Annotated in this window: 25 protein-coding genes; 8 read left to right on the top strand and 17 right to left on the bottom strand. The window is 72.6% G+C overall.

What is annotated here, in order from left to right; translation table 11 throughout:
* Window positions 1-189: 189 nt before the first annotated feature.
* Together ACIGG8_RS20315 and ACIGG8_RS20310 are read right to left on the bottom strand one after the other, a co-directional pair.
* The gene (locus tag ACIGG8_RS20315) at window positions 190-456 is read right to left on the bottom strand and encodes a protealysin inhibitor emfourin (protein ID WP_350523911.1); all 267 of its coding nucleotides are present in this window, start codon (window positions 454-456) and stop codon (window positions 190-192) included.
* Between the two features lie 128 nt (window positions 457-584).
* Window positions 585-1,607, bottom strand: a complete 1,023-nt coding sequence (locus ACIGG8_RS20310) for a M4 family metallopeptidase (RefSeq protein WP_396549577.1) — start codon at window positions 1,605-1,607, stop codon at window positions 585-587.
* A 335-nt stretch (window positions 1,608-1,942) separates the two neighbouring features.
* On the opposite strand from ACIGG8_RS20310, the gene leuA reads away from it, so the two are divergent.
* From leuA to ACIGG8_RS20290, 4 genes are all read left to right on the top strand, one after another.
* On the top strand, window positions 1,943-3,739 hold the full coding sequence (leuA, locus tag ACIGG8_RS20305; protein ID WP_396549575.1) for a 2-isopropylmalate synthase: 1,797 nt from the start codon (window positions 1,943-1,945) through the stop codon (window positions 3,737-3,739).
* A 237-nt stretch (window positions 3,740-3,976) separates the two neighbouring features.
* The gene (locus tag ACIGG8_RS20300; protein WP_350523914.1) at window positions 3,977-4,642 is read left to right on the top strand and encodes a TerB family tellurite resistance protein; all 666 of its coding nucleotides are present in this window, start codon (window positions 3,977-3,979) and stop codon (window positions 4,640-4,642) included.
* A gap of 329 nt (window positions 4,643-4,971) precedes the next feature.
* On the top strand, window positions 4,972-5,718 hold the full coding sequence (gene recO, locus ACIGG8_RS20295) for a DNA repair protein RecO (protein WP_396549574.1): 747 nt from the start codon (window positions 4,972-4,974) through the stop codon (window positions 5,716-5,718).
* A 4-nt stretch (window positions 5,719-5,722) separates the two neighbouring features.
* Entirely contained in the window at window positions 5,723-6,556 is an 834-nt protein-coding gene (locus ACIGG8_RS20290; protein WP_350523916.1) for an isoprenyl transferase, read from the top strand.
* Between the two features lie 106 nt (window positions 6,557-6,662).
* Here ACIGG8_RS20290 and ACIGG8_RS20285 read toward each other — a convergent pair whose 3' ends face one another.
* From ACIGG8_RS20285 to ACIGG8_RS20270, 4 genes are read right to left on the bottom strand one after another with little or no spacing between them, the layout of a single operon-like run.
* Entirely contained in the window at window positions 6,663-7,073 is a 411-nt protein-coding gene (locus tag ACIGG8_RS20285; protein WP_350523917.1) for a Fur family transcriptional regulator, read from the bottom strand.
* Window positions 7,074-7,108: 35 nt separating this feature from the next.
* A complete protein-coding gene (locus ACIGG8_RS20280) occupies window positions 7,109-8,041 on the bottom strand; it encodes a metal ABC transporter permease (protein WP_350523918.1) in 933 nt (310 codons plus the stop codon).
* Complete coding sequence (locus ACIGG8_RS20275; protein ID WP_350523919.1) at window positions 8,038-8,802, bottom strand: metal ABC transporter ATP-binding protein; 765 nt, start codon at window positions 8,800-8,802, stop codon at window positions 8,038-8,040. The genes ACIGG8_RS20280 and ACIGG8_RS20275 overlap by 4 nt, the downstream gene beginning before the upstream one ends.
* A 14-nt stretch (window positions 8,803-8,816) precedes the next feature.
* A complete protein-coding gene (locus ACIGG8_RS20270; protein ID WP_396549571.1) occupies window positions 8,817-9,839 on the bottom strand; it encodes a metal ABC transporter substrate-binding protein in 1,023 nt (340 codons plus the stop codon).
* A gap of 191 nt (window positions 9,840-10,030) precedes the next feature.
* Here ACIGG8_RS20270 and ACIGG8_RS20265 point away from each other — a divergent pair, with 191 nt between their 5' ends.
* On the top strand, window positions 10,031-11,413 hold the full coding sequence (locus tag ACIGG8_RS20265; protein ID WP_396549569.1) for a glycine--tRNA ligase: 1,383 nt from the start codon (window positions 10,031-10,033) through the stop codon (window positions 11,411-11,413).
* A gap of 167 nt (window positions 11,414-11,580) precedes the next feature.
* Here the strand turns inward: ACIGG8_RS20265 and ACIGG8_RS20260 are convergent, their stop codons facing one another.
* From ACIGG8_RS20260 to ACIGG8_RS20240, 5 genes are all read right to left on the bottom strand, one after another.
* On the bottom strand, window positions 11,581-12,765 hold the full coding sequence (locus tag ACIGG8_RS20260; RefSeq protein ID WP_396549567.1) for a hypothetical protein: 1,185 nt from the start codon (window positions 12,763-12,765) through the stop codon (window positions 11,581-11,583).
* Between the two features lie 489 nt (window positions 12,766-13,254).
* Window positions 13,255-13,833, bottom strand: coding sequence for an NADAR family protein (locus ACIGG8_RS20255; protein ID WP_396549566.1), 579 nt, complete (start codon window positions 13,831-13,833; stop codon window positions 13,255-13,257).
* 110 nt (window positions 13,834-13,943) lie between these two features.
* Complete coding sequence (locus ACIGG8_RS20250) at window positions 13,944-14,069, bottom strand: hypothetical protein (RefSeq protein WP_396549564.1); 126 nt, start codon at window positions 14,067-14,069, stop codon at window positions 13,944-13,946.
* A gap of 51 nt (window positions 14,070-14,120) precedes the next feature.
* Window positions 14,121-14,555, bottom strand: coding sequence for a nucleoside deaminase (locus ACIGG8_RS20245; RefSeq protein WP_396549563.1), 435 nt, complete (start codon window positions 14,553-14,555; stop codon window positions 14,121-14,123).
* Window positions 14,552-15,286, bottom strand: a complete 735-nt coding sequence (locus ACIGG8_RS20240) for an LLM class flavin-dependent oxidoreductase (protein WP_396549561.1) — start codon at window positions 15,284-15,286, stop codon at window positions 14,552-14,554. The genes ACIGG8_RS20245 and ACIGG8_RS20240 overlap by 4 nt, the downstream gene beginning before the upstream one ends.
* 168 nt (window positions 15,287-15,454) lie before the next feature.
* On the opposite strand from ACIGG8_RS20240, the gene ACIGG8_RS20235 reads away from it, so the two are divergent.
* Together ACIGG8_RS20235 and ACIGG8_RS20230 are read left to right on the top strand one after the other, a co-directional pair.
* Window positions 15,455-15,901 (top strand): Lrp/AsnC family transcriptional regulator, encoded by a 447-nt coding sequence (locus tag ACIGG8_RS20235; protein ID WP_350523926.1) that lies wholly within the window; start codon window positions 15,455-15,457, stop codon window positions 15,899-15,901.
* Window positions 15,902-16,052: 151 nt separating this feature from the next.
* Window positions 16,053-17,180, top strand: coding sequence for a serine hydrolase domain-containing protein (locus ACIGG8_RS20230; protein WP_396549610.1), 1,128 nt, complete (start codon window positions 16,053-16,055; stop codon window positions 17,178-17,180).
* Between the two features lie 39 nt (window positions 17,181-17,219).
* Here the strand turns inward: ACIGG8_RS20230 and ACIGG8_RS20225 are convergent, their stop codons facing one another.
* The 3 genes from ACIGG8_RS20225 to ACIGG8_RS20215 form a co-directional block, all read right to left on the bottom strand.
* Window positions 17,220-17,453, bottom strand: coding sequence for a hypothetical protein (locus ACIGG8_RS20225; RefSeq protein ID WP_396549560.1), 234 nt, complete (start codon window positions 17,451-17,453; stop codon window positions 17,220-17,222).
* A gap of 107 nt (window positions 17,454-17,560) precedes the next feature.
* On the bottom strand, window positions 17,561-18,061 hold the full coding sequence (locus ACIGG8_RS20220; protein ID WP_396549558.1) for a MarR family transcriptional regulator: 501 nt from the start codon (window positions 18,059-18,061) through the stop codon (window positions 17,561-17,563).
* Window positions 18,058-18,540 carry a MarR family winged helix-turn-helix transcriptional regulator gene (locus ACIGG8_RS20215; RefSeq protein ID WP_396549556.1) on the bottom strand — a complete coding sequence of 161 codons (483 nt, stop codon included), beginning with the start codon at window positions 18,538-18,540 and terminating at the stop codon, window positions 18,058-18,060. The genes ACIGG8_RS20220 and ACIGG8_RS20215 overlap by 4 nt, the downstream gene beginning before the upstream one ends.
* A gap of 148 nt (window positions 18,541-18,688) precedes the next feature.
* Here ACIGG8_RS20215 and ACIGG8_RS20210 point away from each other — a divergent pair, with 148 nt between their 5' ends.
* Complete coding sequence (locus ACIGG8_RS20210; RefSeq protein WP_396549555.1) at window positions 18,689-19,285, top strand: alpha/beta hydrolase; 597 nt, start codon at window positions 18,689-18,691, stop codon at window positions 19,283-19,285.
* Window positions 19,286-19,354: 69 nt separating this feature from the next.
* On the opposite strand, the gene ACIGG8_RS20205 is transcribed toward ACIGG8_RS20210, so the two are convergent.
* From ACIGG8_RS20205 to ACIGG8_RS20195, 3 genes are all read right to left on the bottom strand, one after another.
* On the bottom strand, window positions 19,355-19,774 hold the full coding sequence (locus ACIGG8_RS20205) for a type II toxin-antitoxin system VapC family toxin (protein ID WP_396549553.1): 420 nt from the start codon (window positions 19,772-19,774) through the stop codon (window positions 19,355-19,357).
* Window positions 19,771-20,064: a type II toxin-antitoxin system Phd/YefM family antitoxin gene (locus ACIGG8_RS20200; RefSeq protein ID WP_396549551.1), complete on the bottom strand. Its 294-nt coding sequence runs from the start codon at window positions 20,062-20,064 to the stop codon at window positions 19,771-19,773. Before ACIGG8_RS20200 ends, ACIGG8_RS20205 begins: the two co-directional genes overlap by 4 nt.
* A 176-nt stretch (window positions 20,065-20,240) precedes the next feature.
* Window positions 20,241-21,731 carry an MFS transporter gene (locus ACIGG8_RS20195; RefSeq protein WP_396549549.1) on the bottom strand — a complete coding sequence of 497 codons (1,491 nt, stop codon included), beginning with the start codon at window positions 21,729-21,731 and terminating at the stop codon, window positions 20,241-20,243.
* Window positions 21,732-21,825 lie beyond the last annotated feature (94 nt).

The raw sequence follows: 21,825 nt of genomic DNA, 5'->3' as shown, positions 1-21,825 counted from the left end.
CTGGCCCCGCCCTCCCCCACGCCGCGGCGACCGGGCGGTAACGCACCGGGGGTCCCCCGCCCCCGCGCCCCCCCGGGCCCCGCCGCCCCCCCCGGCCGCCGGCCCGCCCCCCGGGCGTCCCCGGCCGGGCCCGGCGTCAGCAGGGCCGCGGCGCCGAGGAGTTGTGCACCCGGGAGCCGGGGGGTGGCGTCACGCGCCCTCGCGCAGCACCAGCGACACCAGCTCCCGCTGCGAGTCGGTGAGCTTGGGGTCGGCGCAGTACACCGTCCGGTTGTCGACGGTGATCTCGTAGTGGAAACCGTCCGGCACCCCGTACGAGGGGGCGCGCAGCCCGCCCGCGACGGCCTCGCGGGCGAGGGCGTGGACGTGCGGGGCGTCCGTGCGCTCGGCGGTGTCGAGCTCCGCGTGGCGGACGATTCCGGCGAAGCCGCCGGTCCGGGTCACCTGGATACGCATGGTGTCCATGGTGCTACCCAGGGAAGGCTTTTGCGGCACTTTTCCCGGACCGTGACCTTAAGCGCACCTCAACCCGGTCTCAACCACTCTCGCGTCGTCCGGCGCCCGCGCCCGGGCCCGCCGGCGGGTCACCCCGGGCTGACCCCGACCTGTGCCCAGGAGGCGGTGACGGTGTCCGCGACCGAGGACTGGTCGGGGTAGCGGGCCTTGGCGGCGGCCACGGTGGCCCGCGCGAAGGCGGTGAAGTCGGCGTCGGCGGGCAGCGTGCGCCCGGTCAGCGCGTCGTACCAGATCCGCCCGGCGCGCTCCCAGGCCGAGCCGCCGAGCGCGGTGGCCAGCAGGTAGAACGCGTGGTTGGGGATGCCGGAGTTGATGTGCACGCCGCCGTTGTCCTCGGCGGTGTCCACGTAGTCCCGCATGTGCGCGGGCTGCGGGTCCTTGCCGAGCCGGGGGTCGTCGTAGGCGGTGCCGGGCGCCTTCATCGAGCGCAGCGCGACGCCCTGGATGCCGGGGCCCAGCAGTCCGGCGCCGATCAGCCAGTCGGCGTCGGCGGCGCTCTGGCGCAGCGCGTACTGCTTGACGAGCGAGCCGAAGACGTCGGAGACCGACTCGTTGAGCGCGCCGGGCTGGTCCTGGTAGTCCAGTCCGGCGGTGAACTGGGTGACGCCGTGGGTGAGTTCGTGGCCGATGACGTCGATGCAGGCGGTGAAGTCGCCGAAGATCTCGCCGTCGCCGTCGCCGAAGACCATCTGGTGGCCGTTCCAGAAGGCGTTGTCGTAGTTGCGGCCGTAGTGGACGGTGGCGTCCAGCCGCAGGTCGTGGTCGTCGATGGAGTGCCGGCCGAAGGCGTCGGCGTAGAGCGCGAAGGTGGCGCCGAGGCCGTCGTAGGCGTGGTTGACGGAGGCGTCGGAGACGGCCGCCTGGCCCTCGGTTCTGGCGGTGCGGCCGGGCAGCCGCTGGCTGTGGGCGGCGTCGGAGATCACCCGGTTGAGGCCGGGGGCGCCGCGGGTGGGCCGGGGCGGGGAGAGGCGGGCCGCGCGGTGCGCGGCGTCGAGCGCGAGGGAGTGGACGGCGGCTTCGTGACCGGCCTCGGCGAGGCGGTCGAGGACGTACGGCGGGACGATCGTGCAGATCGGTACTGCTGCAGTCATGTGGCCCAGGGTGAGGCCTGCATGACCGGTTGTCACCACTCTTGACATGACCGGTCGGCGTCTCAAGGGGTGGAACGGAAGCCCGGATCACTTCGGGGGCGCGCGGCGCTGGGTTACGCTGGGTCCCATCATGCGCAACGGGCTGCTTCTTCTTAGCTGCCGCGTCGAGGGCCTGTAGTCCACAGGGGCCGGCTCCCTCGCCGCGGGGAACGAGCTGTGCGCGCAATCGGCGATCCAACGGCGGGTCGTGAGCGGCAGCAGAGGCCGGCCAGTCGGTGTTGATCCCTCCCGACCGCCCGCACCCACGCATCCACAGGAAGCCGAGAGTCACCTCCATGACCGAGCAGACCTCCGCCGCGTCCATCCCCGCCGCTCGCGCCTTCGTCGACCGGCCCACCCCGATCACCGCCGCCTCGGTGCGCCAGCAGCCGTCCGGCATGCGGTACGGGCGCTACCTGCCGTTCGGCACCGTGGACCTGCCGGACCGCACCTGGCCGGACGCCGTGATCACCAAGGCGCCGCGCTGGCTCTCGACCGACCTGCGGGACGGCAACCAGGCGCTGATCGACCCGATGTCCCCGGCCCGCAAGCGCAAGATGTTCGACCTGCTGGTCACGATGGGCTACAAGGAGATCGAGGTCGGCTTCCCCTCCTCCGGCGCCACCGACCACGCCTTCGTACGGTCGCTGATCGAGGAGGGGGCGATCCCGGAGGACGTCACCATCTCGGTGCTGACGCAGGCCCGTGAGGAGCTGATCGAGAAGACCGTCGAGTCGCTGGTCGGCGCGCCGCGCGCGACCGTCCACCTGTACAACGCGACCGCGCCGCTGTTCCGCCGGGTGGTGTTCCGCAACGACAAGGCGGCCACCAAGGCGATCGCCACCGAGGGCACCCGGCTGGTGATGGAGTACGCGGAGAAGCTGCTGGGCGAGGACACCGTCTTCGGCTACCAGTACTCGCCGGAGATCTTCGTCGACACCGAGCTGGACTTCGCGCTGGAGGTCTGCGAGGCGGTCATGGACGTCTGGCAGCCGGGCGAGGGCCGCGAGATCATCCTGAACCTGCCGGCCACCATCGAGCGGGCCACCCCGAACGTCCAGGCCGACCAGTTCGAGTGGATGTCGCGCAACCTGTCGCGCCGCGAGTTCGTCTGTCTGTCGGTTCACCCGCACAACGACCGCGGCACCGCCGTCGCCTCCGCCGAGCTGGCCTACATGGCGGGCGCCGACCGCATCGAGGGCTGCCTGTTCGGGCAGGGCGAGCGGACCGGCAACGTCGACCTGGTGACGCTGGGGATGAACCTGTTCTCGCAGGGCGTCGACCCGCAGATCGACTTCTCCGACATCGACGAGGTGCGCCGCACCGCCGAGTACTGCAACCAGATGGAGGTGCACCCGCGCCACCCGTACGCCGGCGACCTGGTGTACACCTCCTTCTCGGGCTCGCACCAGGACGCCATCAAGAAGGGCTTCGACGCCCTGGAGGCGGACGCGAAGGCGGCGGGCGTTCCGGTGGAGGAGCACACCTGGGGCGTGCCGTACCTGCCGATCGACCCGAAGGACGTCGGCCGCACCTACGAGGCGGTCATCCGGGTCAACAGCCAGTCCGGCAAGGGCGGTGTGGCATACGTCCTGAAGAACGACCACAAGCTGGACCTGCCGCGCCGGATGCAGATCGAGTTCTCCCGGATCATCCAGGCCAAGACCGACGCCGAGGGCGGCGAGGTCACCCCGGCGGAGATCTGGCGGGTCTTCGAGGACGAGTACCTGCCGACCACCGGCAACCCGTGGGGCCGGCTGTCGCTGAGCGGCTCGCGCACCCTGACCACCGAGGACGGCCGGGACGCGCTGACCGCCGAGGCGCTGGTGGACGGCGTGCCGGTGGCGCTGAGCGGTACCGGCAACGGCCCGGTGTCGGCCTTCGGGGACGCGCTGGCCCGGATCGGCTTCGACGTGCGCGTCCTGGACTACGCCGAGCACGCGCTGAGCGAGGGCGGCGACGCCCAGGCGGCCGCGTACGTCGAGTGCGCGGTGGACGGCAAGGTGCTGTGGGGCGTGGGCATCGACGGCAACACGGTGCTGGCCTCGCTGAAGGCGATGATCAGCGCCGTCAACCGCTCGCAGCGGGGGTAGTTCGTACGGGTGGTGTGCGAAGGGCCGTCCTGCGGGCGGCCCTTCGCCGTGCCGGCGGCCGATTGTGGCCTGCGCCACATTTTTTGGGATCGGAAGCCGTTCGAGGTACTGACACGTGCCGGTAACCGTGGCAACATCGATCCACCGGAAAGCCGGGTCGGTGGGACGGCTCGGTGTCCGGTCGCGTGACCTGCCCATCGTCGAGCAGGCCGCCTGCCATGTCTGGGGAGTGGCGCCGTGACCAGGTTGTGGGGTGTTCGCCCGCGGTGGCGGACTGACGTTCTCGGTGACTTCTTCTGCCCGGGCTGCGGCGGGGACCGCAACTACCGCCGGCAGCACGGCCGGCGGTGGCTGCGGTTGCTGGGCACCCCGGTGCTCCCGCTCGGACCGGTGATCGGCAGCGTGCAGTGCACCAGCTGCCACGGCCGGTACGGCGTCGAGAGTCTGGAGCAGCCGACCTGCGTGCGCCTCGGCGCGATGCTGCGGGACGCCCAGTACACCGTGGCGCTGGCCCTGCTCGCGGCCGGCGGCACCGCCCACCGGGCGGCCCGCGAGGCGGCCTGCGCGGCGGTGCGCGAAGCCGGGTTCGAGGACTGCGGCGAGGCCCAGGTGCTGGCCGCGCTCGCCGCGCTCTCCGGGCTCGGCGGCGAGCTCCACGACGCCCACGGGATGTCCGGTGGCCTGGCCGTGGAGCTGCACGCGGTGCTCGAACCGCTCACCCCGCACCTGGCCCACCAGGGCCGCGAGCGGCTGCTGCTGCAGGGCGCGGCGATCGCCCTGGCCGACGGGCGCTACCTGCCGCAGGAGCGCGAGGCGCTGGCCGCGGTCGGGCGCTGCCTGGACCTGGCGCAGGCGCGGGTCGGGGCGCTGCTGGAGGCGGCGACCAGGGCGCCGTACAAGTAGTCGTTCGGAGCGCGCGGCCGGTCCGGGCGCCGTACACGTGGTCGAGTTCCGGCACACGGCAGGCCGGGGCGCGGTGGGGCGGTCGGCCCGGACGCGCAGCAGGCCGTGGCCCCGTCGTCACCCCGTCGTCCCCTGACCGTCGTCACCCCGTCGTTCCTCTCCTTGTCGTCACCCTGTGGACCACCCGTCGACCATCCCGAATCCCCCACAAACGGGCCCGACCCCCTCCGGGCCCGCCGTGACCCGCACCGAAGTGGTCCTCCCCCACGGCCCCGGTGCGGGCAACACGGCTGTCCGGCGTTGTCGGCGGCTGGGGGAGAATGGTCGGCATGAGTCTTTTCCGGGACGACGGCGTCGTGTTGCGGGCGCAGAAGCTCGGCGAGGCCGATCGGATCATCACCCTGCTGACCCGCCAGCACGGCAAGGTGCGGGCGGTGGCGCGCGGGGTGCGGAAGACGAAGTCCAAGTTCGGTGCCCGTCTGGAGCCGTTCTCGCACGTGGACGTGCAGTTCTTCAGTCGGGGGAGTGACCTGGTCGGCCGCGGGTTGCCGCTGTGCACCCAGGTGGAGACCATCGCGCCGTACGGCGGTTCGATCGTCACGGACTACGGCCGCTACACCGCCGGCACCGCGATGCTGGAGACGGCCGAGCGCTTCGCCGAGAACGAGGGCGAGCCCGCCGTCCAGCAGTACCTGCTGCTGGTGGGCGGGCTGCGGACGCTGGCGGCGGGGAGCCACGAGTCGCACCTGGTGCTGGACGCCTTCCTGCTCCGCTCGCTCGCGGTGAACGGGTACGGCGCGAGCTTCACGGACTGCGCCAAGTGCGGCCTGGAGGGGCCGAACCGTTTCTTCTCGCTCCCGGCGGGCGGGGTGCTCTGCGCGGACTGCCGAGTGCCCGGATGTGCCGTAGCCTCCCCTGAGACACTGGTACTGCTCGGGGCGCTGCTGTCAGGGGACTGGCAGACGGCCGACGCCTGCGAGCCGCGGTACTGGCGGGAGGGCAGCGGCCTGGTCGCGGCCTATCTGCAGTGGCACCTGGAGCGGGGCATCCGCTCGATGAGATACGTGGAGAAGTGAGCACATGGCAGCGCGACGGCTCTTCGGCGGCGGCAAGCAGCGGGCGTACGCGCCTCCGACCCCGCACCCCAGCGGTGCACAGCCCCCGAAGATCCCCGGCGAGCTGGTGCCCGAGCACGTCGCCATCGTGATGGACGGCAACGGCCGCTGGGCCAAGGAGCGCGGGCTGCCCCGCACCGAGGGCCACAAGGTCGGCGAGTCCGTCGTGCTGGACGTCCTCGCCGGCGCCATCGAGCTCGGGGTCAAGAACATCTCGCTGTACGCCTTCTCCACCGAGAACTGGAAGCGCTCGCCCGACGAGGTGAAGTTCCTGATGAACTTCAACCGGGACGTCATCGCCCGCCGCCGCGACGAGATGGGCAAGATGGGCGTGCGGATCCGCTGGGCCGGCCGGATGCCCAAGCTCTGGAAGAGCGTCGTCCAGGAGCTCCAGGTCGCCGAGGAGCACACCAAGGACAACGACGCCGTGACGCTCTACATGTGCGTCAACTACGGCGGCCGGGCCGAGCTGGCGGACGCGGCGCAGGGCATCGCCCGCGACGTCGCGGCCGGCAAGCTGGACCCGAAGAAGGTCAACGAGAAGACCCTCGCCAAGTACATGTACCACCCGGACATGCCGGACGTGGACCTCTTCCTGCGCCCCAGCGGCGAGCAGCGCACCTCCAACTTCCTGCCCTGGCAGTCGGCTTACGCCGAGTTCGTGTTCCAGGACGTGCTCTGGCCGGACTTCGACCGCCGCGACCTGTGGCGCGCCTGCGAGCAGTACGCGATGCGCGACCGGCGCTTCGGCGGGGCGATCCCGAACGAGCTGCCCGCGCCGCGGCCGTCCGGGCACTGAGGCCGGGGCGCCGCCGCGGGTTCGCGGGTACGACGAAAAGGACCCACCGGGATCAGCCCGGTGGGTCCTCCTCGTCGTGCGGCGCGCCGCGGACGAGCGGCGGGGCTCAGGCCTTCTTGGCGCACTCCGCGCAGGTGCCGAAGATCTCCAGCGTGTGCGCGATGTCGCTGAAGCCGTGCTCGACGGCGACCGAGCTGGCCCAGCGCTCCACCGCGGGGCCCTCCACCTCGACGGTGGCGCCGCAGTGCCGGCAGACCAGGTGGTGGTGGTGTCCGCTGCTGCACCGGCGGTAGACGGCCTCGCCGTCGGCGGTGCGCAGCACGTCCACCTCACCGGCGTCGGCGAGCGACTGCAGGGTGCGGTAGACCGTGGTCAGACCGACGGAGTCCCCGCGGTGCTTCAGCAGGTCGTGGAGTTCCTGCGCGCTGCGGAAGTCCGCGATCTCGTCCAGGGCCGCCGAGACGGCGGCACGCTGCCGGGTCGATCGGGCGCGCGGCGACGGGCCTGCGGTGGTCACCGTGGGTCCTCCTGGGGTCGTGGGCGTCTCGCACATCATTGTGCCAGCCCCGCCCGCCCCTCCGGAGTGGTCGTGTCGGGGGAAGTCCGTTCCGGTGTCTGGGCGGGCAGTCGGACGTCGCAGATCTTGGGCCCGTGCTCGGTGTCGCCGCGGTGGCGGCGCCGGGCGAGCGGCGCGGCGAGCGCGCTGAACACCGCGAAGACCGCGATGGCGAGCAGCACGATGGCCGGGCCGGAGGGCACGTCGAGCTCGTAGGAGCCGGTGACCCCGGCGAGGGAGACCACCACGCCGAGTGCGATCGAGGCGGCCTGGGTGGCGGCGAAGGAGCGGGTGAGCTGCTGGGCGGCGACCACCGGGACCACCATCAGGGCGCTGACCAGCAGCAGTCCGACCACCCGCATGGCGACGGTGACGGTGACGGCGGCCATCACGGCGAGCAGCAGGTTGAGGGTGCGCACCGGCAGGCCGGTGACCCGGGCGAAGTCCTCGTCCTGGCAGATGGCGAACAGCTGGCGGCGCAGGCCGACGGTGACGGCGATGACCACCGCGCCGAGCACCGCGATGGCGGCCAGGTCGGCGGGGGCGACGGTGAGGATCGAGCCCCACAGGTAGCTCTCCAGCGAGCCGGAGCCGGCTTCGGCGGAGAGCGAGACGAGCAGCTTGCCGCAGGCCATGCCGCCGTAGAAGAGCATGGCGAGGGCGATGTCGCCGCGCTGGTTGCCGCGGGAGCGGACGAGTTCCATGGTGACGGCGCCGAGCACGCAGACCAGGACGGCCATCCAGACCGGGCTGGTCTGGAAGATGAAGCCGAGGCCGACGCCGGTCATCGCGACGTGGCCCATGCCGTCGCCCATCAGGGCCTGGCGGCGCTGCACCAGGTAGATGCCGACGGCGGGGGCGGTGATCCCGACCAGGACGGCGGCGAGCAGGGCGCGCTGCATGAAGTCGTAGGACAGCATCTCGGTCATGCGAGCAGCCTCGGCGGGGTCAGGTCGGCGTGCGGGTGGACGTGGTCGTGGCCGGGCAGTGCGTGCAGGCCGGTGTTGGGCACGGGCGGGCCGTCGTGTGCGACGCAGCCGTCCCGCAGGACGACGGCGCGGTCGATCAGCGGTTCCAGCGGCCCGAGTTCGTGCAGGACGAGGAGGACGGCGGCGCCGCGGCCGACCTCGGCGCGCAGGGTGTCGGCGAGCACCTGCTGGCTGGCGGCGTCCACCCCGGCCATCGGCTCGTCCATGATCAGCAGGTCGGGGGAGCCGACCAGGGCGCGGGCGATCAGGACCCGCTGCTGCTGGCCGCCGGACAGGTCGGCCACGCCGTCCCCGGCCCGCTCCAGCATGCCGACGGCGGCCAGTGCGCGGTCCACCGCCTCGCGGTCCTTGCGGCGGAACGGCAGCAGGCGGTGCTGCGGCAGCCGTCCGGTGGAGACCACCTCGCGCACGGTGGCCGGGACGCCGGAGGCGGCGGTGGTGCGCTGCGGGACGTACCCGATGCGGTGCCAGGCGCGGAAGGAGCCGTGCGGGGTGCCGAACAGCTCCAGGGTGCCGCGTTCCAGGGGGACGGAGCCGATCACGGTCTTGACGGTGGTCGACTTGCCGGAGCCGTTGGCGCCCAGCAGGGCGACGACCTCGCCGGGCCGGACGGTGAGGTCGACGCCGCGCAGCACCGGTCGGCCGCCGCGCGAGGCGACGGCGTCACGGAGGCGGACGGCCTGGGGTATCGGGTGGGTCATGGTGTTCCGTCCCGTCAGCTGGTGGCGGCAGGGGTGGTGGCGTCGGGGGTGGGCGTCGCGGCGGGGGCGGTCTGGCCGGCCGTGGCGCCGAGGGCGGTCCGGAGGTTGGCCAGGTTCTGCTTCATGACGGTGAGGTAGTCGTCCTTGGCGGGGTCCTTGACGCCTTCCAGCGGGTCCAGGACGGCGGTCTTGAGGCCGAGGTCGTTGGCGACGGTGTCGGCGAGCTTGGGGCTGACCAGGGTCTCGAAGAAGATCGTGGTGACGCCGTTGTCCTTGGCGGCCTTCTGCACGGCGGCGAGGCGGGCCGGGGTGGGCTCGGACTCCGGGTCGACGCCGTTGATGGCGACCTGGGTGAGGCCGTAGTGGTCGGCGAGGTAGCCGAAGGCGGCGTGGCTGGTGACGAAGGTCCTGGTCCCGGTGGACTTCAGCCCGTCCTGGAACTCCTGGTCGAGTGCGGTGAGCTTGGTGACCAGTTCGTCGGTGTTCCTGCGGTAGTCCTCGGCGTGGGTCGGGTCGGCCTTCGCGAACTCGTCGCCGACGCTCCGGGCGATCGCCGCGTAGCGGGTCGGGTCGAGCCAGATGTGCGGGTCGCCGGCCGGGCCCTCGTGCTTGTGGCCGCTCCCGGGCTCCTCCGCGCCTTCGTCGAGGTGGTGGTCGACCAGCGGGCTCGCGGCGGTGGCGTCGATCTTGTGCTTGCTGGACGACTGCGCGACGGCCTGGTCGACGGTGGGCTGCAGGCCCTTGAGGTAGAGGATCGCGTCGGCCTTCTGGACGGTGCCGACCTGCTTGGCGGTGAGTTCCAGGTCGTGCGGCTCGACGCCGGCGGCGGTGAGATCGGTGACCGCGACGTGCTCCTGGCCGATCTGCCGGGCGAGGAACTCCATCGGGTAGAAGGAGGCGACGACCTTCAGCTTGCCGTTTCCGCTGTCGGCGCTGCTGCTGCCTCCGCAGGCGGTGAGGGCGAGGGAGGCGGTGAGTGCGGTGGCGGCGATGGCTATGGAACGGCGGGTCCGTCGACGAAGCAGTCCGATCATCATGACAATCATTCTCATCTCACATGGAAATGATTGTCAACTCACTCGGACGGGTGAACGGCAGATGACGAGGAGTGGGGGCGGCCGGACGATACCGATTTGAATCACGTACCCGTATGGCCGGTAACCTGAGGTATTCGGGTACGCGTAACCAGCCGTGCCCTGACCGTGCCGTACGTACTGAAGAGAGCACTGTGGCCGCCGACAAGATCGACACGATCGTCAGCCTGAGCAAGCGCCGTGGCTTCGTCTACCCCTGCAGCGAGATCTACGGCGGCACGCGTGCCGCCTGGGACTACGGGCCGCTGGGTGTGGAGCTCAAGGAGAACATCAAGCGCCAGTGGTGGCGCGCGATGGTCCAGGCCCGCGAGGACGTCGTCGGCCTCGACTCCTCGGTGATCCTCGCCCGCGAGGTGTGGGAGGCCTCCGGCCACGTCGCCACCTTCAACGACCCGCTGACCGAGTGCCTCTCCTGCCACAAGCGCCACCGGGCCGACCACCTGGAGGAGAAGTACGAGGCCAAGCACGGCTTCCCGCCGCCGAACGGCCTCAAGGACGTCAACTGCCCCGACTGCGGCACCAAGGGCCAGTTCACCGAGCCCAAGGACTTCTCGGGCATGCTGAAGACCCACCTCGGTGTCACCGAGGAGGCCAGCGGCCTGGCGTTCCTGCGCCCCGAGACCGCCCAGGGCATCTTCACCAACTTCAAGGCCGTCCAGACCACCTCGCGCAAGAAGCCGCCGTTCGGCATCGCCCAGACCGGCAAGAGCTTCCGCAACGAGATCACCCCCGGCAACTTCATCTTCCGGACCCGCGAGTTCGAGCAGATGGAGATGGAGTTCTTCGTCAAGCCGGGCGAGGACGAGCAGTGGCACGAGTACTGGCTCCAGCAGCGCTGGGACTGGTACGTCGACCTCGGCATGCGCACCGAGAACATGCGCTTCTTCGAGCACCCGAAGGAGAAGCTCTCCCACTACGCCAAGCGCACGGTGGACATCGAGTACCGCTTCAACTTCGGTGGCAGCGAGTTCTCCGAGCTTGAGGGCGTCGCCAACCGCACGGACTACGACCTGCGGGTGCACAGCGAGGCGTCCGGCCAGGACCTGAAGTACTTCGACCAGGAGTCCGGCGAGCGCTACTTCCCGTACGTCATCGAGCCGGCGGCCGGCCTCAACCGCGCCATGCTGGCCTTCCTGATCGACGCCTACTTCGAGGACGAGGCACCCAACGCCAAGGGCGTCATGGAGAAGCGCGTCGGCATGCGGCTCGACCCGCGCCTGGCCCCGGTCAAGGTCGCGGTCCTGCCGCTGTCGCGCAACGCCGACCTCTCCCCGAAGGCCCGCGGCCTGGCCGCCGACCTGCGCACCGCCTGGAACGTCGAGTTCGACGACGCCGGCGCGATCGGCAAGCGCTACCGCCGCCAGGACGAGATCGGCACGCCGTTCTGCGTCACGGTCGACTTCGACACCCTTGAGGACAACGCGGTGACGGTCCGCGACCGCGACACCATGTCGCAGGAGCGCGTCTCGCTGGACCAGGTCAAGGCGTACCTCGGTGCGCGCCTGATCGGCTGCTAGGGCCGGGTCCTTCGTACGGGGAGCCCCCGTCCGCCCTTTCGGGGCGGGCGGGGGCTCCTTGCCGTGTGCGGGGGTTGCTGTGCGGGGTGGGTGTCACCGCCGTCGGCGAAGGGGCTCACCGCCGTACGGGGGCGTACCGCCGTACGGGGCTCACCGCCGTACGGGGCTCACCGCCGTCCCCAGCGGGAGCGGGGGGCCGCGGGCGGGGTGGTCGGCAGGCCGGCCGCGCGGAGGGCGGCGAGGGTGGTGCGGTGCCGGGCCTCGTCGGCGAGCAGGGCGGCCAGCAGCTGTCCGTACAGCTCCCGGCTGCCGGCGCTGTCCAACGCGGCCGCCAGGCGGACGATCTCCACGGGCGGGCGGAGCGCCGCGAGTTCGCGCAGCAGGGCCGTGGCGAGGGCGGGCGGCAGCTCGGTGGAGAGCGCGGCGAGGTCCGCGGTGGGGCGGCCGGCGGCCTGGCGCAGCAGGGTCCGGACGTCGCCGGGGCGGTCGTGCTGCTGGAGGCAGGCGGCGAGGGAGGTCAGCTCGGCGGTCGGTGCCGATCCCCACTCCCACAGGAGCGTCGCGCCGTCCGCGTTCTGCCCGGCCCGCTCCAGTGCGGAGAGGAGCCCGGGGACGGAGGCGGCGGGGTAGGACCAGAAGGCGTGGAACAGCTCGGCGGCCTCCTCGGCCAGGCCCAGTTCGCGCAGTTCGGCCAGGACGGCGACGGCGTGTTCGGGGGCGGACCGGGCCGTGCCGCGGGCGAGTCGGAGGGAGGCGCCCGTCGGGCCGTACCGGGCGAGCATGCCGACCAGGAGCGCGGTGTCGGCGGGGGCGAGGCGGGCGGCCGCCTGGTCGATCAGCTCCGTGGCCTCGGTGCGGGCGCCGGAGCGGTGGAGGGTGGTGATCCGCTCGGTGAGGGCGCCGATGTCGGGACGGGCGGGCGGCGGCGGGGGTGCGGGCTCCGCTCGCCGGTGCTGCTGTCGTGGCTCCGGCCGCCGCGGGCCCGGTCGCAGAGGTTCCTGGTGCCGTGGCTCCTGCTGTCCCAGGTCCTGCTGTTCCGGGTCCTGCTGCCGTGGTTTCTGCTGTACGTGTCTGAGGCGCATCTCCAACGCCTCCAACTGGTCGCTGAGTTGGCGACACCGGATCCCCAGCCCCTCACGGAGGGTGCGGGCCTGGGCGAGCTGCCGCAACAGCTCGCCCTCCGGCCGTTGGCGGCCCGGGGTCGCCCGGATCGCCTCGTTCAGCCGCCGTTCGCGCTGACTCGCGTAGCGGCTCGCGCGGAGTAACTCGTCCAGCTCTGCGCGGAGTTCGGCGGCCTGTTGCTCGCCCTCCAGCTGCTGGCCTGCGGATTGTGCCGTCGGCCGCATGCGCATGATCGCCCCAACCTGTCCATCCAGACCCTGACTGCAGGACATCCTGGCGTCGGTATGTGGCGAGGGAGTTAAGAGCGCACGACCAGTCGTGCCCGAGTGGTGTCAAGGAGCGCGCAGAGGGCGGTCGCGGCAAGAAGTGCGCCGGTCGCGCTCCGGAGGAGGGTCGCCTCGTAGTAGGGGCCCGGGACGAGGACCGCGGTGAGGTGGCCGACCGCCGTGCCGGCGACGGCGGGCAGCAACAGGCGCGGGGCGTCGCGTCGAAGGGTCGCCCCGATCACCAGGAGGCCGGCGAGTACGGCGAGTCGGGGCGTGCCGAAGGACTCCGCGTAGCGGATCGCGAGGGCGGGGACGAGGAGGCGGGCGAGCGCCCGGCCGATGGTCGCGGTGAGGGCGGCGGCCGTGGCCCGGCGCGGAGCACCCGCGGCGCCACGACCAGGGCGGCGGCGGCCGAAGCCACCACCGTCCCGTCCAGTAGCGGAGCGACCGTGCTCATGCGGCCAGCCGCGCCCGCGCCTCCATCAGCGCGAAGCCCAGCAGGTTCAGCCCGCGCCACTCGGCGGGCTGCTGGGCCCGGATGTCGTCGGCCGCGAGCCCGATGCCCCAGATCCGGTCCACCGGGCTGGCCTCGACCAGCACCCGGCGGCCGGTGCCCAGCAGGTACTCGCGCAGCGCCTCGTCCTGCCCGAACTTCGCCACGTTGCCCGCGACGACCAGCTCGAACCGCCCGTCGGCCCAGGTCCGGTCGTCGAAGCCCTCGACCAGCCGCCCCAGCTTCTTCGCCTCGGCCGGCGTGCGGGCGGCCAGCACCTGCTGCTCGATGGCCTCGTCCCCGAACATCCGGGCCTTGCCGGCCATCATCCAGTGCTCGGCGGACGCGTACGTCACCCCGTCTACGGTGAACTCCCCGGGCCACCACTGGCTCAGGCACTCCTGCCGGGTGCCGCCGCCCTTGCGGGCCGTGTGGCCCCAGAACATCACCCACTTCGGGTGCACCCCGTCGGCCATCAGCGCCGCGAGCTGCTCGCGGCTGCGGACGGCGGCGGGGTCCCCCACGTGCATCTCGCTCATATCGTCAGTCTGACACAAAGGGGGTGGTGGTCGCGAACCGTTTGGGTCCCTCCGGGCGGCCGCCGACAGGTGCTCTCGCCCGTCAGCCGTCAGCCGTCAGCCGTCGGCCGTCAGCAGTTCGCCGCGAGTCGGGTGAGGCGCTCGCGGATGGTGGGGAGGCGGTCGCCGGAGAGGAACCGCTTGCAGGACGTGCGGGCCGCGCGCCGCCGGTGGAACTCGCTCTGGTCATCGGTCATCCGGTGATTGTCGGACCGGTGACGCGGTCGGACCGACTGCATTTCCCGGCGCTACGGCCGGTAGTACGCCTCGATCGGGGCGCGGGCCTCCTCGTACAGCGCCGGGCCGTCCTCGGGCACCGTCGGCCAGGCGCCCGACTGCGGGTTGAGCGCGACGAGTTGGTCGGTCGACAGCGCGTACACGACCCGGCCGATGCCCGACCGGACGATGGCGCCGCGGCACATCCCGCACGGCTGGCAGCTGGTGTACATCGTGGTGCGCGCGGCCGTGTCCGGGGCGAGTTCGCGGGCCGCCCAGCGGGCGAGCTTCAGCTCCGGGTGGGCCGTGATGTCGTCGTCGCGCCGTACGGTGTTGTGGGCCTCGGCGAGGATCCCGCCGTCCGGTCCGGCCAGCAGGGAGCCGTACGGGGCGTCGCCCAGGTCGATCGCCCGGGCGGCGACGGCGACGGCGCGACGCAGGAGGGTCTCGTCGGCTTCGGTCATCACGAACGGGCTGCCTTCCAGTGGGTGGCGACGGTACTGAGAGCCTGCCACGCCGACTGCGGTCGGCGCGTCTCCTCCGGATCGCCGTGGTAGGGGTCGAACACGACGCTCTGAGCGCCGAGGTCGCGCAACTGCCGCAGGTCGTCGAGGACTTGCTCGACGGTGCCGACGCCGGCCGGCCTCTCGGGGTCGTCGACGGGGGTGTCGGTCAACCGCAGGGCGATGCGGGGCGCGAAGCCGGGCATCGGGCGCTCGGCCAGCACCGACCGCATCCGGGCGAGCGGCAGCCGCAGCGGGTGCCAGGCGTCACCGAACCGAACCGCGCGGCGCAGCGCCGCCCCGCTGTGGCCGCCGACCCAGACCGGCACGGACAGGCCCTGCTCCGTCCAGGCCTCCCGCAGCGTGCCCAGGTACTCGTCGGTCAGCCGGCCGCGCGCGCCGAACGGCACGCCGAGCGCGTCGAACTCCTGCCGGGCCCAGCCGACCCCCACGCCGAGGACGAACCGGCCGCCGCTGAGCCGGTCGAGGGTGCCGGCCATCCGGGTCACCAGCAGGGGGTTGCGGTAGGGCAGGACGAGCACGGTCGTGCCCAGTCGCAGGCCGGTGGTGATCCCGGCGAGCCAGGACAGCGTGGTGAACGGCTCGTGGAACGGCTCCGGGTACCGCTCGGCCACGTCCGGGGTCACCGCCACGTGGTCCGACACCATGAGGAGGTCGAAGCCGAGCGCCTCCACGGTCCGGGCTCATGCGCGCAGCACGCCGGGATCGGTCCCCGGGCCGAAGTTCGGTACGTTGACGCCAAGTTGCATGCTTCGAGGCTATCCCCGTGATCATGGCGTCCGGAACCCGATCCTCCCGCCGTACGACGTGGTTTCCCGTGGTTCTCCCGGTAGATTCGCCGTATGGCCGTGAATCTGGACGACACCGACTGGGCGATCATCGAGCAGCTGCAGCGCGAGGCCCGCATCTCCCTCAGCGAGCTGGGGCGGCGGGTGAGCCTCAGCGCGTCCGCCACCACCGAACGCGTCCGGAACCTGGAGTCGCAGGGCGTCATCAGCGGCTACCACGCGACGGTGGACCTCGCGAAGGTCGGCTACCCCGTCCTCGCCGTCGTCCGGCTGAAGTACCCGGGCAACCGGCACGAGCCGCTGCGCCGCCTGCTCGCCGAGCGGCGCGAGATCCTGGAGTGCCTGCGCACCACCGGCGACGACTGCTACACCCTGAAGGTCGCGGCCACCTCCATGGAGCACCTGGAGACCCTGGTCGACGAGTTGGCCGGCTTCGGCAGTACGACCACGAGCGTCGTCTACAGCCGGACGCTGCCGCTGCGCGGGCCCGCCCGGCCCTGAGGCCTGCCGTCCCTCGATCGGGGGAGGTCGTCCGCGAACCGTGCGGCCAGACTGGCGGTCGTGGCCGGGGAGGTGCTCGCCCCCTCCCGGCCGCGATTCCACGATCCCGCGATTCCACAGGAGTTGAGCCGTGCGCCAGCGGATCCGCCACATGGCACTGTCCCTCTCGGCCGCGACCGCGGTCGCCCTAGGCGTCCTGGCGGCACCCGCCGCCTCCGGCACCGGCCGGCCGGACCCCGCGCGGCCGGACCTCGTGCGACCGAACCTCGTGCAGCAGGGGCTGGACGCGCTGGTGCGCACGGACGGCGTGCCCGCCGCCCTCGCGACCGTGCGGGGCCGGGACGGCGGTGTCCGCCACTACACGGCAGGGGTGGCGGACCTGGCCACCGGGGCGCGGGTGCCGGTCGACGGGCAGGTGCGGATCGGCAGCAACACCAAGACCTTCACCGCCGTGGTGGTGCTGCAGCTGGTAGGGGAGGGGAAGGTCGACCTCGACGCCCCGGTCGACACCTACCTCCCCGGTCTGGTCCGCGGTGACGGCATCGACGGGCGGCGCATCACCGTACGCCAACTCCTGCAGCACACCAGCGGGTTGCCGGACTACGAGGGGCTGATCGACGAAGCCTCCCTTCGGGACCGGTACTTCGAGCCGCGCGATCTCCTGGACGTCGCCCTCCGGCAGAAGCAGCAGTTCGCCCCCGGGGAGAGGTTCGGCTACAGCAGCACCGGTTACGTGCTGGCCGGCCTGATCGTCCAGCGGGTCACCGGTCGGCCGCTCGCCGAGGAGATCGACCGGCGCGTCGTCCGGCCGCTCGGACTGCGGCACACCTACTTCCCCGCCGTGGGCGACCGGACGATCCGGGAGCCCCACCCCAAGGGCTACCGCAAGGACACCGCCGGCTCGCTGCGGGACTTCACGGAGCTGGACCCCTCGGCGGGCTGGGCGGCCGGGCAGATGATCTCCACCGACTCCGACCTCAACCGGTTCTTCTCCGAGCTGCTCGCCGGACACCTCCTCCCGCCGGCCCAGCTCGCCCAGATGCGCACCACCGTCCCGGTCGGGACCACCGGCATGGCCTCCGGCCTGGGGATCTTCCGTCGGCCGCTGTCCTGCGGCGGGGTCTACTGGGGCCACGGCGGCGACATCCCCGGGTACGAGACCCGGGGCGGCGTCACCGAGGACGGCCGTGCCGTCACCATCGCGGTGACGACAGTTCCGGCCGACTACGAGGTGACCCGGCGGCTGGAGGGCGTCGTGGACACGGCCCTGTGCCGCTGAGCCGGCCGGTCCGGCCCCGGGTGCGGCCCCGGTGGCGCCTCAGGAGTGGTGGCGGTAGACCTCGTCGGTCACCAGGCCGGTGCCGTGGTGGAGGGACGCACTCGTGTACGCCATCCGCATCCGCGCGGCCTGGACCGTCCGCTGCTGTTCGATCAGCATCCCCTCCGCGCTGTCCGAGTGGAGCCGCCTCGCCCGCTCCCGGAGCACCAGGTGCAGGGTGATGCCGACGATGGCGGCGACGAGCGCGAGCAGGAACACCAGGACGAAGATCATGAGGCCATCCTCCCCCTGCATACGAAGGATTCCAACGTGTTTGGGAACGTCGATCGGATCATCGGTGCGGAGGGTTCGGCCCAGCCAGGGGAGGGGTGGGGCGGGGCTCAGGCGTCCCGGGCCGCGGCCAGTTCCGCGTTCGCGCGCTGTGTGACCAGGGCCAGCACGCGGCCCGCGACGGCGAGGTCCTCGGCCGGGATGTCGGCGTAGAGACGAGCGGTGATCCCGGCGGTCTCGGTGGTGGTGCGCTCGTACAGCGCGCGGCCGGCGTCGGTGAGCCGGAGCCGGGACGTTCCCGCTGCCGCCTCGTCCTCCGCCTCTTCCGCATCCTCCGCCTCCAGCAGGTGCGCGGCCGTCAGCTCCTCGACCACGCCGTCCACGACCGACTCGTCGGCCTTCAGTGAGCCGGTGACGTCGCGGACCAGCGCGTCCCGGGCGATGGAGCCGCCCGCGGCGGCGACGACCCGGAGCGTCACGCTGTGGTGGAAGGTGGCGCCGTGCCGGTCCAGCACGCCCTCCAGGAGGGCGCGCGCGGCGTAGTGCGCCAGGGCTATGACCCGGCCGTCGACTGCGGTGGGGGCGGCCTGTGCGGTGGTGGCGGTGGTCATGGTTGCTCCTCGTCGTTCTCGGTGGGCGGATCAAGAGGTGCGTCGAGCAGGGCGGCCAGTTCGCTCGTGAACTGCCGGGCGCGCGGGCTGTCCTGGCCGCCGAGCGGCTCCAGCAGCCGGTCCAGGAGGCCCTGGACCACCGTGATCGCGCGCCGGGTGACGTCGCGTCCCTGCTCGGTGAGCGACAGCTGTACGGCGCGCGGGTCGTCCGGGTCCCGGGTGCGGGCGACGAGCCCGTTGGCCTCCAGGGCGCGGGCGAGCTTGGAGACGTACAGCGCCTCCAGTCCCGTGTGGTCGGCGAGCCGGCGTTGGCTGGGGCGCAGCCCGGAGCGCGACATGCCGTACAGCGACGCCATCACCGCGTACTGGGCGTGGGTCAGGCCCAGCGGTGCGACCGCCCGGTCGACGGCCACCCGCCACTTCGTCGACAGGCGCCAGACCAGGAAACCCGCTGTCGCGCCCTCGGTTGGTGAACTCACGACAGGCACAGTACATGGCTACTATGTCCATGGCTACTATTTTGGGTGCGCCCGGTGGCGCCTGCCCGCCCGATCGGAGGCGGGCGAAGTCCTCGGCATCGGTTCGTGATTGACACCGCATCATCGAGTCGGCACGTAGCCTTCGCCCATGCCGACTCCCTCCCCGCTTGCCATCCCCACCCGTTTCGAGGGCGCCCCCGACCGCGTCGCCCTCGTCCTCCCGGGCGTCGGGTACACGCCGGCCAGGCCGCTGCTCCACTTCGCCGGTTCGGTGCTCCAGCAGCAGGGCTGGACGGTCCAGGAAGTGTGGTGGGAAGTCCCGGACGACTTCGGCGGGTTCGGGCCGCAGGAGCGGATCGCCTGGGTCGAGCGGGAGGTCGCCCGGGCCGTCGACGCCGAGGGTGGCGCCTGCCGCCTGCTCGTCGGCAAGTCCCTGGCCTCCTTCGCCTGCGGCCTCGCGGCCGACCGCGGCCTGGCGGCGGCCTGGCTGACCCCCGTCCTGACCTTCGAGCCGGTCGCCCGGGCCCTCCACCGCACCGAGGCCCCGACCCTCCTGGTCGGCGGCGGCGCCGACCGGGTGTGGGACCGCCGGATCGCCGAATCGAGCGGACACGAGGTCCTGGAGGTGCCCGGCGCGGGCCACGGCCTCGAACTGCCGGACGACGCAGTGGGCTCGATCGACATCCTGCGGCACGTCACCGCCCGCCTGGACCGCTTCGTCGCCGCCCTGGGAACGGGCCGGTAGCCCCGATCTCGTCGCCCGTTCGGGGTGTCGGCGGGCACCCGCCTGCCCCCCGGGTGCCCGACGGGCCGACTACCGGGGCCCGCCGACGGGCCGACCGGGGGCGATCACCGGCAGGTCCCGCCCCTCGGCGGCCTCGGCCAAGCGCTTGTCGTACGTGACGAAGGCGGTGAGCGCGTGCTCCAGGTGCTCGGCGGTGGCGAGGTGAACGGCGTCGAGCGTGCGGAGGTGCGGGGCGGCGAACCGGGACGCGGCCCGAAGGACGGGATCGGAGAGCCGGATGCGGAGCAGCCGGTCGAGCAGATCCGCCGAAGCGTCCAGCAGCTCAGGCGGTGCGCCGATCCGGATCAGCGCGCGCGGCACCTCCACCTGGGCCAGTGCGCTGGTGGCATGGCCCTCGGATCCGCGTGAGGAGAGAAACGTGCGCAGCGCGGCGGATTCGTCCTCGGGGACCAGGAGCTTGAGGATCGCGCAGGAGTCGAGGTAGATCAACGGTCCTCCTCCTCCCGCATGGCGTGCAGGGCGTCGGCGGCCGAGCCGAGCCGGGCGCCGATCTCGGGGATCGTCCAGTCGGCGAGGCCGCGCGCGGTGGCGGCGTTCTCCGGGTCGATGGTGCCGTCGCGAACAAGATCCTCCAGCACCCGCTGTTCCGGGTCCGGCGGTGCGAGGACGGCGATCAGCCGACCGTTGCGGGTGATTTCGACACGTTCGCCCGCCACGACGCGGTCGATCAACTCGCTGGCGTGCTGCTGAAGCTGCCGGATCGGGACTCTGGCTGTCATACGACTCACGGTAGGGCTGATCGTGCGGCGATCACGAGGAATGTGCGTCGATTTCACGCGAACGAGTGCCGGACGACCGGACCGGCGGAGCCGGAACGCCGACGGCCCCGCGATCGATGTGCGATCGCGGGGCCGTCCGCCGCCGCCCGCCGCCCGGGGCCCGGAGGCCCGGCGGGTCAGCCGATGGAGCGGGGGAGCCGGGTGGTCAGGTAGAGGATGGTGAAGGAGCCGAGGAGCTGGATGCCCAGGCACAGGGCGAGCGTGCGGCCCATGCCGAGGCTGGGGGAGAGCGACAGGTACAGGGTGCCGAGGGTGGCGACGCCGAGGGCGAGGCTGGACTGCTGGCTGGTGGCGAGGACGCCGCTGCCGACGCCGGCCCGGGCGGCGGGCACCTTCGAGAGGACGACCCGGAACAGCGGGGTGCCGATCAGGCCCTGACCGATGCCGGCAAGGGCGACGCCGGGCGCCATCCGCAGCGGGGAGAAGTGTGCCCAGTCGGCGAGGACGGTCACGGCGAGGGCGGCGAGGCCGACGGCCTGGACGACGGCGCCGGCGCTGAGCACCCGGCTGCCCCAGCGGCCGATCAGGCGCGGGCCGGCGAGCGAGGCGCTGAAGTAGCCGACGGCCATCGGGACGAGCGCCCAGCCCGCTGCGACCGGGCCGAGCTTCAGGCCCTGCTGGAGGGCGACCGCGATGACGAACATGAAGCCGCCGAAGCCCGCGAAGTAGGGGAGCGCGATGCCGAGGCCGCGCCGCATCTCCGGGATGCGCAGCAGGGTCGGCGGCACCAGCGGGGTGTCGCCGCGCTGCTCGGCGCGGCGCTCGACCAGGGCGAAGGCGACGGCCAGGACGGGGAACAGCCCGAGCAGCACCAGGGACCAGAGCGGCCAGCCGGCGGCCCGGCCCTCCATCAGCGGGACGAGCAGGGAGAGCAGGGTGGCGGTGAGCAGGACGGTGCCGGGCACGTCGACCCGGGCGGCCCGGGTGGCCTTGCTCTCCGGGACGTAGCGGACCGCGAGGACCACGGCGAGCAGTGCGAACGGCACGTTGAGCAGGAACACCGAGCGCCAGCCGGTGCCGAAGAGGTCGGCGGCGACCAGCATTCCGCCGAGCACCTGCCCGATGACCACCGAGATCCCGCCGACCGCGCCGTACACGCTGAGGGCGCGGCCGCGCCGGGCGCCGTCGGTGGCGGCGGTGATGGTGCCGAGCACCTGGGGGATCAGCAGTGCGGCCGAGGCGCCCTGGGCGGCCCGGGCGGCGACCAGGGACCACGCGTCGGGGGCCAGGCCGCAGGCCAGGGAGGTGAGGGCGAAGGCGGCGGCACCGGCGACGAAGAGTCGGCGGCGGCCGAAGATGTCGCCGAGTCGCCCGCCGAGGACGAGCAGGACGGCGAACGCGATGCCGTAGCCGGCGGCGACGAGTTCGAGGACGGCGGGCCCGGCGTTCAGGTCCTTGTCGATGGTGGGCAGGGCGACGTTGACGATGAAGAAGTCGAGCATCGGCAGGAAGGCCCCGAGCAGGACGGTGACCAGTCCGGCGGTGCCGAGCGTGGGCGCACCGAGGGTGGGAGTGCCGGGGGCGGGAGCGGCGGTGCCGGGGGCCGCGGTGCCGGGGGTGGTGGCGGTGCGGCGCGGGGCGGGGGCGACGGCGAGTTGTTGGGTCACGGGTCATACGATCCGCCGCTCGATACCCTGGTACCAGAGTGTGGTTATCCGGGTATGAGAAGTACCTGGCAACAGGCTGACGGGTGGCGCATGC

The organism is Kitasatospora sp. NPDC085464, assembly GCF_044541955.1.
Taxonomy (GTDB): domain Bacteria; phylum Actinomycetota; class Actinomycetes; order Streptomycetales; family Streptomycetaceae; genus Kitasatospora.
The sequence above is the reverse complement of the archived record's forward strand: the minus strand, read 5'-3'. Positions and strand labels throughout refer to the sequence as shown.

Coding starts and splice junctions, on each gene's coding strand:
- ACIGG8_RS20315 (WP_350523911.1), bottom strand. CDS start 456: ATGCGTATCCAGGTGACCCGGACCGGCGGCTTCGCCGGAATCGTCCGC.
- ACIGG8_RS20310 (WP_396549577.1), bottom strand. CDS start 1,607: ATGACTGCAGCAGTACCGATCTGCACGATCGTCCCGCCGTACGTCCTC.
- leuA (WP_396549575.1), top strand. CDS start 1,943: ATGACCGAGCAGACCTCCGCCGCGTCCATCCCCGCCGCTCGCGCCTTC.
- recO (WP_396549574.1), top strand. CDS start 4,972: ATGAGTCTTTTCCGGGACGACGGCGTCGTGTTGCGGGCGCAGAAGCTC.
- ACIGG8_RS20290 (WP_350523916.1), top strand. CDS start 5,723: ATGGCAGCGCGACGGCTCTTCGGCGGCGGCAAGCAGCGGGCGTACGCG.
- ACIGG8_RS20280 (WP_350523918.1), bottom strand. CDS start 8,041: ATGACCGAGATGCTGTCCTACGACTTCATGCAGCGCGCCCTGCTCGCC.
- ACIGG8_RS20275 (WP_350523919.1), bottom strand. CDS start 8,802: ATGACCCACCCGATACCCCAGGCCGTCCGCCTCCGTGACGCCGTCGCC.
- ACIGG8_RS20270 (WP_396549571.1), bottom strand. CDS start 9,839: ATGATGATCGGACTGCTTCGTCGACGGACCCGCCGTTCCATAGCCATC.
- ACIGG8_RS20260 (WP_396549567.1), bottom strand. CDS start 12,765: ATGCGCATGCGGCCGACGGCACAATCCGCAGGCCAGCAGCTGGAGGGC.
- ACIGG8_RS20255 (WP_396549566.1), bottom strand. CDS start 13,833: ATGAGCGAGATGCACGTGGGGGACCCCGCCGCCGTCCGCAGCCGCGAG.
- ACIGG8_RS20250 (WP_396549564.1), bottom strand. CDS start 14,069: ATGACCGATGACCAGAGCGAGTTCCACCGGCGGCGCGCGGCCCGCACG.
- ACIGG8_RS20235 (WP_350523926.1), top strand. CDS start 15,455: ATGGCCGTGAATCTGGACGACACCGACTGGGCGATCATCGAGCAGCTG.
- ACIGG8_RS20230 (WP_396549610.1), top strand. CDS start 16,053: ATGGCACTGTCCCTCTCGGCCGCGACCGCGGTCGCCCTAGGCGTCCTG.
- ACIGG8_RS20225 (WP_396549560.1), bottom strand. CDS start 17,453: ATGATCTTCGTCCTGGTGTTCCTGCTCGCGCTCGTCGCCGCCATCGTC.
- ACIGG8_RS20220 (WP_396549558.1), bottom strand. CDS start 18,061: ATGACCACCGCCACCACCGCACAGGCCGCCCCCACCGCAGTCGACGGC.
- ACIGG8_RS20210 (WP_396549555.1), top strand. CDS start 18,689: ATGCCGACTCCCTCCCCGCTTGCCATCCCCACCCGTTTCGAGGGCGCC.
- ACIGG8_RS20200 (WP_396549551.1), bottom strand. CDS start 20,064: ATGACAGCCAGAGTCCCGATCCGGCAGCTTCAGCAGCACGCCAGCGAG.